11 protein-coding genes and 1 pseudogene are annotated in these 12,362 nt (G+C 41.8%); 11 read left to right on the plus strand and 1 reads right to left on the minus strand.

Annotated features, from left to right (window positions below):
* Positions 1–204: 204 nt before the first annotated feature.
* The 5 genes and pseudogenes from BLS15_RS07535 (at position 205) to BLS15_RS07555 (ending at position 5,114) form a co-directional block, all read left to right on the plus strand.
* Positions 205–1,947: a Rieske (2Fe-2S) protein gene (locus BLS15_RS07535; protein ID WP_090510787.1), complete on the plus strand. Its 1,743-nt coding sequence runs from the start codon at positions 205–207 to the stop codon at positions 1,945–1,947.
* Positions 1,948–2,159: 212 nt separating this feature from the next.
* Positions 2,160–2,426: a GNAT family N-acetyltransferase gene (locus BLS15_RS07540; protein ID WP_090510790.1), complete on the plus strand. Its 267-nt coding sequence runs from the start codon at positions 2,160–2,162 to the stop codon at positions 2,424–2,426.
* Between the two features lie 255 nt (positions 2,427–2,681).
* Positions 2,682–3,737, plus strand: coding sequence for an ATP-binding protein (locus tag BLS15_RS07545; RefSeq protein ID WP_254777306.1), 1,056 nt, complete (start codon positions 2,682–2,684; stop codon positions 3,735–3,737).
* 19 nt (positions 3,738–3,756) lie between these two features.
* Positions 3,757–4,331: pseudogene (locus BLS15_RS07550) on the plus strand (class I SAM-dependent methyltransferase).
* A 321-nt stretch (positions 4,332–4,652) separates the two neighbouring features.
* The gene (locus tag BLS15_RS07555; RefSeq protein ID WP_090510793.1) at positions 4,653–5,114 is read left to right on the plus strand and encodes a hypothetical protein; all 462 of its coding nucleotides are present in this window, start codon (positions 4,653–4,655) and stop codon (positions 5,112–5,114) included.
* Between the two features lie 190 nt (positions 5,115–5,304).
* Here the strand turns inward: BLS15_RS07555 and BLS15_RS07560 are convergent, their stop codons facing one another.
* A complete protein-coding gene (locus tag BLS15_RS07560) occupies positions 5,305–5,586 on the minus strand; it encodes a hypothetical protein (protein ID WP_021252298.1) in 282 nt (93 codons plus the stop codon).
* Positions 5,587–5,757: 171 nt separating this feature from the next.
* Between BLS15_RS07560 and BLS15_RS07565 the strand changes: the two genes are divergently transcribed.
* From BLS15_RS07565 to BLS15_RS07590, 6 genes are all read left to right on the plus strand, one after another.
* Positions 5,758–6,435, plus strand: a complete 678-nt coding sequence (locus BLS15_RS07565; RefSeq protein ID WP_028532906.1) for a response regulator transcription factor — start codon at positions 5,758–5,760, stop codon at positions 6,433–6,435.
* Positions 6,432–8,237, plus strand: coding sequence for a sensor histidine kinase (locus BLS15_RS07570; protein ID WP_090510796.1), 1,806 nt, complete (start codon positions 6,432–6,434; stop codon positions 8,235–8,237). The genes BLS15_RS07565 and BLS15_RS07570 overlap by 4 nt, the downstream gene beginning before the upstream one ends.
* A gap of 197 nt (positions 8,238–8,434) precedes the next feature.
* Positions 8,435–9,136, plus strand: a complete 702-nt coding sequence (locus tag BLS15_RS07575; RefSeq protein ID WP_021252295.1) for a GDSL-type esterase/lipase family protein — start codon at positions 8,435–8,437, stop codon at positions 9,134–9,136.
* Positions 9,137–9,166: 30 nt separating this feature from the next.
* Complete coding sequence (locus BLS15_RS07580) at positions 9,167–10,573, plus strand: MBOAT family O-acyltransferase (protein ID WP_090510798.1); 1,407 nt, start codon at positions 9,167–9,169, stop codon at positions 10,571–10,573.
* Between the two features lie 39 nt (positions 10,574–10,612).
* Positions 10,613–11,761, plus strand: a complete 1,149-nt coding sequence (locus BLS15_RS07585; RefSeq protein WP_090510800.1) for a DHHW family protein — start codon at positions 10,613–10,615, stop codon at positions 11,759–11,761.
* A gap of 21 nt (positions 11,762–11,782) precedes the next feature.
* A complete protein-coding gene (locus tag BLS15_RS07590) occupies positions 11,783–12,277 on the plus strand; it encodes a DUF4358 domain-containing protein (protein WP_021252292.1) in 495 nt (164 codons plus the stop codon).
* The last annotated feature ends 85 nt before the right edge of the window (positions 12,278–12,362 follow it).

Genomic DNA, 12,362 nt, shown 5'->3' on the forward strand with positions numbered 1-12,362 from the left:
GATTATCGCGGTTCGATAGTCTATTTTTTTATATATTGAAGAATTACAGCCAACAGATGGTGAGAATTCCATTAGGGAAAAAGGTTATGACCTAAGGCATAGAAAAAATAATATCGACTTTCTAAACAAATATGTTTCAAAAGTGTTGGAAATAAGATATCCTAAATATGGGAGTCATCTGATATTGAAAATGGAGGCGTTTTCATGAATGGTTGGATTCAGGCTGGTACGGTAGATGAGCTGAGAGAGCGGGGATCGAAGCTAATCAAGGGTGGCATCGTTGTTTTTTATCACGAGGATAGAGTGCATGCGCTTGACAATCGGTGCCCTCACCTTGGTTTTCCGCTTCACATGGGAAGTGTGTGCAATGGAATTTTGACATGTCATTGGCATCATGCGCGGTTTGACGTATGCAGTGGAGGAACGCTTGACCCTTGGGCGGATGATGTACCTGTGCACGATATAACCGTTAATGACGGATTCATTTGGGTCAACCCGAATTCCCGGAACGGCAATCAAGTTCAACTGTATAAAGACCGACTTCTGAGTGGTATTGAGCAAAATATCGGCCTTGTCATCGCCAAAGCTGTAGTCGGATTAATAGAAGCTGGCGTTCCTGAGACGGAAATCGCTGCAATCGGGCTCGAAATAGGAGTCAAACAACGTAGGCAAGGGTGGGGATCTGGATTAACGATCCTGACCGCGATGGTCAACATCCTACCTAAGCTTGATAAACAAGGTCGAATTCTTGCGTTATTTCAAGGCTTGCTACATACGGCGCGCGACTTTGCCAGAAGTGGAACCCGCTTCTTGCTCGATTCGCTCCCTAATACAGACGTTTCCGAAGAACGGTTAACAGAATGGTATCGTGATTGCATCGAAGTTCGGGATACGCAAGGCGCGGAAAGGGTGCTGCTGACCCTCGTGAAGGCAGGGGCGGATGAGAAGCGATTATTCTCAATGATGAGCATGGCGGCAACGGATCACTTCTATATTAACGGAGGCCATACACTGGATTTTCATAATAAAGCATTTGAGAGCTTGAAGTATGTCGGGCAAGAGCAGCGTAATTATGTCCTTGCTTCACTCGTTCCGATGTTTGGAAGCGCATCTCGAAGCGAAGAGCTTCATAGCTGGCAGTCTCCGATCAATTTGGTTCAGCCATTAAAAGAAGCGTTCGAGGAGCTGTCTAATAAGAGGATTGCATCTGATAGCAGGGAGGAATCTGGCATCGATGAAGAGGAGCTGCTCCTTGCTCTACTCGGAGACGATCCGCTCAGGACGGTTAGCATGCTGAAGGAAGCTTTACTCAATGGCGCCTCTCCGGTTCGAATCTCGCAAATTGCCACATTGGCAGCGGCTGAACGGGTTGTCCGGTTTCATATGCAAAACGATTTCGGAGACTGGATTTCGGTGCTGCACACGTTTACGCACGCTCACGCTGTTCACGAAGGTTTGATCCGTTCCGCCGACCCATGGTTGGTTCGTGGAATTTTTCATACAGCGGCTACGATTTACCTTGATCGGTTTTTGAACATCCCTGCGGCTCCGAGACCGTCAGCAACTGGTGCGACCAAGGAAGTGCCGCAGCCCGCCGAGCTGCTTGAGATTCTCGACAAGCAGCAACAGGTGGCGCCGGCAGCGGAATGGGTAATCCGATATCTGCGCAGCGGCGGGAAGCCGGAGCCTTTATTTAATGTATTGGGGCATGCGCTGCTTCGAGAGGATGCGGAATTCCACTCCTTCCAGATGTACGAGGCGGCCATAGCAGAATATGACCGCTGGGCTTCCGAGTCGGGAACGTTCGCAGAGAAAGCCCGTGAAACACTGATTCTTGCGGTTACCCGTTATTTAGCGGCGCATGCTCCTACCTCACGAGAGACTCCTCATACGGCGACAATCGCATGGAGGCTCCATCGAGGAGAGAAATTGTTCGAAGAAGAATGAGTGTTAGACTGACCCGAATATAAAGCCATCGGGCCTTAGGTCGGAACAATGAAGTTCTATACTGCCGATGGTTTATTGAACTAAATTACCATAACTGTAGCGAGGAAGCAGTTTTATTGAACCTAAGGAGGAATTGAAACGTGCTTGAACTCGTGGAGAACATTTGTAACGTAGATGAGGAGTATTTTCAATACAATAAAGAATGGTGAGAACTGGCCTACTATAATGGAGAAATTGTAGGAGTCATCCAGCCTGTTGTATTTAAGGGATGCGAGAAGAATGGATTGATGGAAGGGACGATTCATTATATAGGTGTCATCCCAAAATTCCGTGGGAAAGGATTTATTAATGATTTGCTTTTAAGGTCAACAAGAGTATTGCAAGAACTTGGAGTTTGGAGAATTTTTGCCGATACGGATGTGGAAAATATCCCGATGCGGAATGCTTTTGAGAAAGCAGGATACGAAATTAATAAATAGGAATAGATACTATTTAAGGGCCAAAGACAGATAATTTCCGTCTTGGCTTTTTTAATTCGATAATTAGTTGCTTGCCAAAGTAGGCCGCCACAATCACAGTGGTGGCCTACTTAATTATTGAAACACTTACATGGTAATCCTTTACATGTGGTCAGAATATTGATATAGTAAATACATAATTAAATATTACGTAATAACGTATATTTGGAGGTGGTATTCATTAGCAACGAAGAATTGCGTATTGAGATAGACGCATTGAAAACACAAATGGCAGGACTAGAACGACTCGTTCGAAATATTGCAACCAGTCGTCCTTCTGTTGAGCTGTCGGACGAGATTCATGCAAGTAATGAAAGTGAATCGTCTGGTTCCGTTTATTATGCTGGTCAGTATCAATCAAACGGACAATTATTGCGTTGGGAACCAAAAGAAAGACAATTAAAGCAGTTACTTCATATAGGCACCGATAAAATTTCAAAAATACTTTCAGCCTTAGGCAGTAAACCGCGTCTCGATATTATAATATCCATTCTTACCGAGTCACTTACTGGTACACAAATCGTCGAAAAGTTAGGTTTGGGTACCACTGGCCAGTTATATCACCATTTGAAGGCATTGCAAGGTGCAGACTTGTTATCACAGGACAAAAGTGGACGCTACACATTACCTGATCATCGGAAATTACCACTACTTTTGTTGTTATCAGCCGTGGTGGATATGTTAGATACTAGCGATTATTTAGACATGGTCGAGGTAAGAAATTCTGCAGGTTCATATCTGGGGGAAATAAGCAAGGATGGTTTTGATGCTAATTTGCTTTTATGGGCAGTGTTGGAGAATTCAATACTTGAGCACGTTGCCGGTTACGTGAGTGAGGTTCATATTTTCTTGCATCAACATGGGGATGCAACCGTTAGCGATAACGGTAGAGGCATACCCGTTGGAGCATTTCAAAACAGTAATAAATCAACGGTACAAACTGTATTAACAGACATCGAAAGATTTAGCAGTGAGGCTCCGTACCAAGCACCTGGCGCGGAAAAAGGTATCAGCATTGCAATCGTCAACGCTCTTACCTACCGTCTTACTGTTGAAGTCCAAAGAGAAGGTTATATCTATCGCCAAGATTATAAGCACGGGATTCCACAATCCGATCTAATGACGGTAGGCGTAACACAATTTAATGGTACTAGTATAACCATTAGACCCGACCCTGAATTATTTGGCAGAGGATTCGATAGAGATACACTTAATCAACAAATAGAAAGATTGGCATTGTCGTATCCGGACTTGACTGTTTATTTACATTAAGTCGACGAGGAGGAACGTTATGGTTGAGACAATTTATACGAATGAGGATATCCTGACTATGCTCGATTCCTTATTAAAAGAACAATCTACATTCAATTGGGATACTTTCTATTCTGAAAGAGGTAGGCCAGTTCCGTTTTTCGTTAATTCCCCAGATGAAAACTTGGTTCAATATTTCAAGGAAAAATGGATTACACCAGGAGGAAGGGGCCTAGAACTGGGTTGTGGATCGGGAAGAAACGCTATTTATTTGGCTAAGCAAGGGTATGACGTTGATGCAGTAGACTTGTCCAATGAGGCTTTGCAATGGGGGAAGGAAAGGGCTAAAGAGCAAGGGGTCAGCATTCGTTTTATTTTTAAAAACATTTTTGATTTGGACATTCAGAAGATACAATACGATGTAATATACGATTCTGGATGCTTTCACCATATTGCTCCGCAGGAGGACTTGGATATACTCCTGAGAAATTAAAGATGATATTTAAAGACTTTCAAATTGTTGAAATCCGGAGAATGAAGGTTATAAAACAACCAAGTGACTGTTTTGGCACATCAGGATTATGGGCAGCTTTGTTTCAAAAGAGAGCGGATTAATATCAAAAGGGTGTTATTGTAGGTACCTCTCTCATGCTCGGTACGTTCGTTGCCAAGAGAGTGGCGCAGCGTATGAGTATTGCCTCATTCCGATATTATTGGATGTTCTCCTCTTGTGTTCAGGACTTTCGATGCTGTGGACTGGATTCGCTCTGTAGTGATAGTTCGACAATATAACAGAATTTTCTGCACTAATATTTACTTTATCACTTACAAAATAGTTCAACAGAACCTCATTTGGCTAAATATGGAATGTTATAATCATTATCGGTGATGGGCATTTACTCCATCATACATTCTCATTCCAGGAGGGGTTGCCAATTGTTCAAGAAATCATTAATGATCACTTCAATGGCCGCTGTTCTATTTTGTAGTGCGATACTTCCGGCGACACAAACGTTTGCTGCTGAAAAGCCTGCACCTGTAACATCAGTAGCTGTCAAAGTTATGGATGGACAAGCTGAAGCTTCCGGAAAGTTGGGTGTGCTGGTTAGTGATGCTCTCGGTGTAATTAAGGGATCTGTTAACACTGGTGGTGAAGTACTCTACAATGTTGCAAAATGGCTTAATAAAGATACGGCAAAATATTTTTCCAACAACTCCAGCAAAATCATTGAAGGTATCGATAACGCAATCGCCAAAATCGATACGGCAAAGGATTATGCGACTGAAGACATCAGAACCATTGTTCTTGATGGCCTTCGCATGGCAGGTGTTCCTGATTCATACGGTGTAGCCATTGCTGAAGCAATAGCTAAGACAGTTGACTGGCTTCTGCTGTAATTCACTTTGAAATATAGGGGGAGGGATCTTCATTGTTCCTCCCTTTCTACTTATGCACTTCCCAAGCGTAATAACCTTACATTACGATTAGGATTGGCTGGATCTATCCAAGATATATGTCAAAACCAATCTCGTGCCCGGTTATTACAAACCGTATGGGAGATTGGTTTTGGTGTATACAAGCAGCTGCTTATACTTTTTTCTTTGCGACTTCTTGATATAATGTCTCCAGATGCTGCTGAGCGTCTCGAAGTTCATCTTTTCCCCTTAATGTAATATCGTATTGGGAAGCTGTTATAGTTAAATAGCCTTCGTTCGTCAGATGATCCAGCTCTTGTTTTATTTGCTGTGGACTAAATTGATAGCCGTGGCTGTTAATTTCAGGTTGGATCTCCTCAGGTGTAAGTGCATGTTGATTCGCATGATACAACAGATGAATTCGTGTAAATGCGTTTTCGAAATCAGAATGCATGGTGAATAATCCCCTTTTCATAAATGGTATTCAATCATAGTTATCATTGTTTTTCTATCCCTTCATTATGCATTCCCCCGATGAAACGGTTGAAATATATACCGGATCATGGTTAAACTTCTTGTAAGATCAGCTTGTATTCACTCTACAATAATCAACGGGGTATCAAACATGACAAAAACAATCTTAATTGTCGAAGACGAACATATATTGCGGGAAATTATGAAAGATTATTTTAGTAGCGAAGGATATAACGTTCTAGAAGCAGGGGATGGCAAAGCAGCATTACAACTATTTCAGGAAAATAACGTGGATCTGCTTATCCTTGATATTATGCTGCCAGAATTAGATGGCTGGTCCGTATGTCGTCGAATTCGCAAAACTTCAAATGTACCGATTATTATGCTAACCGCTCGCGTCGATGAAGATGATACACTGCTTGGATTTGAACTGGGTACGGACGATTACGTTACCAAGCCTTACAGCCCACCAATCTTACTCGCTCGAGCGAAGAGATTGCTAGAAAACCGACAAATGCAAGAAATGGACAACGAAATCATCTCTAGTAGCGGCATTTCAATCTATGTGCAGTCTCGCACGGTTACAGTAGACGGAGTTAGCTGTGGCTTAACTCATACTGAATTTGAAATATTAACATACTTAATGAAGCATAAAGGGATTATTATCACGCGCGAACAATTGATAACAAGAATATGGGGATATGACTTTGAAGGCGATGAACGGACGGTCAACAGTCATATTCGGAATTTGCGTCAAAAACTAGGGGACAAATCTGATTGCATCGTAACGGTTGTTCGGTCTGGCTATAAATTTGAGGAGATAACATGAAAAAAGGTATCGTATTCAAATTATTTGTGTTAACAACCGCATTATGTTTACTCATCCTCGCCATCATTTATTTTGGCCAGACCGTATTTTTCAAGAAATATTATATTCACCAAAAGGTAGAGAATGTGAAAGCAAGCCTTGAAGCATTCGCTCAAGACTATGCTAACCCAGACAATCACACGGTAGAGATACAGCGGTTGGAACAGGAATTTTATCGAGAGCATAATACATGGGTAACTGTACTGGATCAACTCGGCAATATTAAAGGAAGCAATGATGACTCCTCAATCGGAATTGAAATAAATGGCGTTAGCGGTGGGAATTACGCGACCAAAACCATCACAATCCCTTTATATAGCTTTACTGATTTTCAGGGAATCCGACAAGGACATGAATTTCTACGAAAAGGAACCGACGCCGTAATTCAAGTCCTTAGAAAAGGGACAGAAGTTATTCCTTATCGAATGAGCATATATAACTTCGCACTTACGTGGGAGAATAATCAAATCGCAAAAAAAGAGCATGAGCTTTTTCCAAATGGATATGAAGGAGATAAGAATGCTGGGAAATTCCCTATATTCTCCTTATACGGAACCATAACGAAAACGAAGCTTCCTGCAAAAAATGAACCTATACGATTTATTTATTCGAACCACCTGTTCTTAGACCGAATCAGAGCATTTCAAGCGGAATTGCTGGTGAAGAATGCAGAGGAGGCAGCAGCTACATTAGAAGGTACGTACGAAGAGAATGATATCAAATATAAACAGTTTGTTTTGCCTATAAGAGACAAAGAGGGGAAGGACGCTTATCTATTTGCAATGACCTCCCTGCAGCCAGTTGATGAAGCTGTACAGATGATCCATGATTATTATCTTTATCTCATTGTATTCGTTCTGGTTCTTATATTGCTGGCCTCGTTCTATTATTCTAAAGGTATCGCAAGACCTTTATTGCGAATTAATCAAATGACCAAGAAAATAACGGAGCTGGATTTCTCTGAAAAGCTTCCGATTACTTCAAAGGATGAAATCGGGGATCTCTCCCGCAATATTAATGAGTTATCGGACACGTTACATTCCTATATCCAAAAGCTTCAGCATGACATTGAAAAAGAAAAGCAGTTGGAGCATACACGCAAGGAATTCATTTCCGGTGTATCGCATGAATTGAAAACCCCTCTGAGTGTCATCCAGAGTTGTCTGTCGATCTTGAAGGATGGGGTAGCGAACCACAAGAAGGATTATTACTTTGCCGCGATGGAGAGTGAAGTGAAGAGGATGGATCTTCTCATCGTGGACATGTTGAAATTAGCGAAATATGAATCAGGTACCTATAAAATACAACTAGACACGTTCCGTATCGATACAGTCATTGAAGAATCATGTAAGAAGCTCTCTACAGAAATTACTGGGAAGAATTTGAGTTTACATGTATCTCTTGTTCCGGTCGAAGTCGTGGCCAATCAACTCCTCATCGGTCAAGTAATCCTCAACTTTATCACGAATGCGATACGCTACACACCTGAGGGGAATTCCATTCATATTTCCATGAATAAGGAACAGGAATCGGTGAAGGTATGTATTGAAAATACAGGTGTCCATATACCGTCAGAGAAAATCGAGAAAATATGGGATCGCTTTTACCGTGGAGAAGCTTCCCGCCATCGTTCTACTGGGGGGACTGGCCTTGGACTGGCCATTTCCAAAAAAATATTGGAATTGCATGAAGTCGATTATGGCGCATGTAATACAACGGACGGTGTTCTCTTCTATTTCTACCTGAAGAAAAGCAATTATTAAATAAGCCTAACCCATTCAGATTCGTTATATATGCGAGCAGTTTCTTGATAATATCAAGAACTGCTCTTTTTTTATTTGATATCAATCTCGTCTGCACTTTATCTGCATCTCTCCACATTAAACTATCCATTGTTATGAGATAAGGACGTCACGTACATTAATGGACAAAAAGTGAGTCACAGGAGGGGTAGAAGATTATGTTGAACACATGGAAAACGATACTTCTGGCTGGGATGATTGTTGTCTCCTTAACAGCTTGTGTAAATCAAAATGGCGGGGCATCTCTGCAGGAAGGTGATACAGAAACGTCAGCAAACAAAGACGCAAAAACGTTAAAAGAAGCCTCAACATCAATGAATGAAAATGATGAACTGAAAGCATTATTCAACAAAAGTGTTTTCTTTGGCGATTCCATTACAGAAGGATTTATGTTTCATGATGTTTTGGACATCAGGAATGTATTTGGAGAGGCCGGAAAAACAGCCTTTTTCGCCTTAAAAGACAATGACGTGGCCAAACTGGTCGAGAGAAATCCGGAACATCTATTTATCGCACTCGGCTCAGATGACATCCTTTGGCCAACAGATAATCCATTACAGTTCGCGATTCAACAATACGGTTTGCTGCTCGATAAAATGAAAGAGGAGCTCCCTCATACCAAAATAACGATCTTGTCGGTGACCCCGGTAACAGAGAAAGCGTTAAAAGAAGAGCCGAGGTACTCCAATATTGCCGCGTACAATCAAATGTTAAAAGAACTGGCTGGCAAAAAACAAGTGAAGTATGTAGATGTGTCCTCTATTGCTGAGCAGAATCCAGCCCTCTATGAGGAAGACGGCATTCATTTCAAAGCTGAATTTTATCCGCTTTTGCTCGATTTTCTGAAAGGCGAACTGTAATACGCTTCTCATGAAGGAGGTCGACAAGCGTTGGTATTCAGCAGTCTGATTTTTTTGTACTTCTTCTTGCCGATAACACTTCTGATTTATTTTATAACACCGAATCAGCTGCGTAATGCAATTTTGATTGTAGCAAGCTTAGTGTTCTATGCATGGGGAGAGCCTGTTTACATCTTTCTCATGCTCTTTTCAACGGTAATCGATTATGTGTATGGGCTGCTTATTGATAAATATCGGTATCGAAAAAGCACAGCTAGAGCGTTATTGGTCTGTTCCCTTGTCGGAAATCTTGGGATTCTCGGTTTCTTTAAATACTACGGATTTCTGGTAGAGAACATCAATTCTTTGTTCGGCTTGCATTTCGAAGTGACGACACTTCCGCTCCCTGTCGGCATTTCCTTTTACACGTTCCAGACCATGTCTTACATAATCGACGTGTATCGAGATAAAGTTCCCGTTCAGAAAAATCTCATCGCTTTCGGTACCTATGTGACGATGTTCCCACAGCTAGTTGCAGGGCCTATCGTTGCATATGGTGATGTATCGAAACAACTCGCAAACCGCCAGATTACAATATCGTTATTTGGGGAAGGAACGCAATTATTCATTCGAGGACTTGCAAAAAAGGTACTGCTTGCAAATCATATCGGCATGCTCTGGTCAAGCATCAAAGCTACAGCTATGTCTGACGTGACAGTAGCAACTTCCTGGATCGGTATCCTTGCCTTTACGTTGCAAATCTACTTTGATTTCAGCGGGTATTCGGATATGGCACGTGGTCTTGGAAAAATGTTCGGCTTTGAGCTCACAAAGAACTTCAACTATCCGTATATAGCAACCAGCGTGTCAGAGTTTTGGCGTAGATGGCATATGTCACTAGGATCATGGTTCCGAGAGTACGTATATATTCCTTTAGGCGGGAACAGGGTAGGGATCGTAAAGCAGCTTCGCAATTTGTTTGTTGTGTGGTTTCTGACCGGTTTGTGGCATGGTGCAAGCTGGAATTTTATCATATGGGGCCTTTATTTCGGATGCTTTATTGTGATGGAGAATCTGTTCCTGCACAAATGGTTGCAGCATCTCCCTCGTGGAATAGGGAATTTATATACACTTCTCATTGTCATGGTTGGATGGGTATTCTTTGATCTTGATCGTTTATCAGCAGCCCTAGCATATGTAGAGGCTATGTTTGGCTTAGGCACACACCATTTTATTGATAACAACACTTATTATTACTTGTCGACGAATCTGATTATATTGCTGCTTGCGATCCTGGCAGCGACGCCATTGCCGAAGAGGATGTTTTTAGCACTAAAGCAAAGATACCCATTAGGGAGCGCAATTTTATCGCCAATCCTGTATGTTCTGTTCCTGTTTCTTTCTACAGCCTATTTGGTCAATGACACGTATAATCCCTTCTTATACTTTCGATTTTAAGAAGTCGTACATCACAATTTACAAAGGAGGTGATTTCGCTTGAATCGTTATGACAAGTTGTCTCAGTCTGTTGTCGCTATTTTGTTTCTTTCATTAATCGGCCTTGTTCTCGTACTCAACCTGATCTTGCCGAAGCGGGAATTCTCAGAGGCAGAAAATCGGAAGCTTGAGCAGTTCCCGACGTATTCCTTTCACAGCTTTATTTCGGGGAAGTTCACCTCCAACTTTGAAAAGTTTATAACGGATCAATTCGTAGTTAAAGACGTATGGATTGGTATAAAGTCTAATGCGGATCAAGCGATAGGTAAAAAAGAAAGTAACGGTGTGTACCTTGGTAAAGACGGTTATTTAATTCAGAAATTCGCTGTAATGAAAAAAGGAGCGCTGGAAGAGAAAATCCAATCGATCAATGCTTTTCATACAGTGACACCTGAACTTAATAAGTATGTAATCCTTGCTCCGACCGCTGTTAGTGTGATTCAAAGCAAGCTCCCTAAATACGTATCTGAGAATCGAGAGCTGGATGCTCTACATACCGTAAAAACATCATTGAATCCAAGCATTCGCTATGTCGATGTATACCCTGCACTGTCTTCGCATCAGAATGAATCGATCTACTATAAAACTGATCATCATTGGACAAGTAAGGGTGCTTACTATGCGTACCAACAGCTAGGCAATTGGATGGGATACAAGCCGATGAAGGAAGAGGAATTCGAGATCCGAACGGTAACGGAAGATTTCTATGGCTCCTTATATTCAAAGAGCGGATTTCGGAATTTGCACTCGGATAGTATAGATTTGTATGTACCAAAGAATGAAGGGAAGGTTACCGTCGATTATGTCGAAGAGCAACAGTCCGCGAATTCGATGTATGCGATGGACAATGTGAAGAAGAAGGACAAGTATACTGTGTTTTTTAACGGCAATCATTCTCTTATTCAGTTGAAAACAAGTCATCGGGAAGGGAAGAAGCTGCTAGTGGTCAAGGATTCCTATGCGAACAGCTTTGTGCCTTTTTTAACATCGCATTTCAGTGAGATTTATATGGTTGACCTTCGCTATTATGAAGGAGATGTAGCAGCGCTTGCGAGGCAGCATCAAATCCATGACATGTTGATTCTGTATAACATGAATACATTCATTGAAGATCCATCAATCAATTATTTAGCGAACGAAGAAGGGTAAAGGAGGAACAGGATCATACCCATGAGCACTTATCATTATATTGCTAAAAATAAACGATTCTTCGCATTGCTCATATTCATCTTTACAATTAGCGTGTTATCGGGATGTGCTTCGGAGCAGTCAGACATCAACGTCTCTGCTGCCAAGATAGAGGATCAGATGAAACAATCGGTCAAGTTGGATAAGCTGAAAAAAGGGGACGCGCATAGGCTGAAGAAGCTGTACGACCTTGGTTTGGAACAAGTTGAGGACTTCCTGCTATATACTGCTTCCTCTAACGTTAGAGCGGATGAAATTGTTGTCCTTAAAGTGAAAGACGAAAGCCAAATAGACAGTGTCAAAGCAAGTATTGCACAAAGAATCGACGCTCAAGCCGTTAAATTCAAAGATTATCGCCCTGATGAATATGCTCTGCTTGAAAACCATGTACTAAAGGTGAAGTCTCACTATGTTCTGTTTGTGGTCTCAGCTGATGCTGAGCAGATCGAAAAGGCATTTGATTCGGCATTAGAGTAAAACACGATTCTGCCTATCGCGGGAAGATAGCATCAAAAGGTTGTATGTACATAAAACATTTCGTACATCGTCGTTATGGTTTTCT

The sequence above is a fragment of the Paenibacillus sp. cl6col genome (assembly GCF_900102125.1).
Classification (GTDB): domain Bacteria; phylum Bacillota; class Bacilli; order Paenibacillales; family Paenibacillaceae; genus Paenibacillus_B; species Paenibacillus_B suaedae.

Bases quoted from the DNA above. Each gene is read 5' to 3' on its own strand.
- BLS15_RS07535 (WP_090510787.1), top strand. From the start codon at position 205: ATGAATGGTTGGATTCAGGCTGGTACGGTAGATGAGCTGAGAGAGCGG.
- BLS15_RS07560 (WP_021252298.1), bottom strand. From the start codon at position 5,586: ATGCATTCTGATTTCGAAAACGCATTTACACGAATTCATCTGTTGTAT.
- BLS15_RS07565 (WP_028532906.1), top strand. From the start codon at position 5,758: ATGACAAAAACAATCTTAATTGTCGAAGACGAACATATATTGCGGGAA.
- BLS15_RS07570 (WP_090510796.1), top strand. From the start codon at position 6,432: ATGAAAAAAGGTATCGTATTCAAATTATTTGTGTTAACAACCGCATTA.
- BLS15_RS07575 (WP_021252295.1), top strand. From the start codon at position 8,435: ATGTTGAACACATGGAAAACGATACTTCTGGCTGGGATGATTGTTGTC.
- BLS15_RS07590 (WP_021252292.1), top strand. From the start codon at position 11,783: ATGAGCACTTATCATTATATTGCTAAAAATAAACGATTCTTCGCATTG.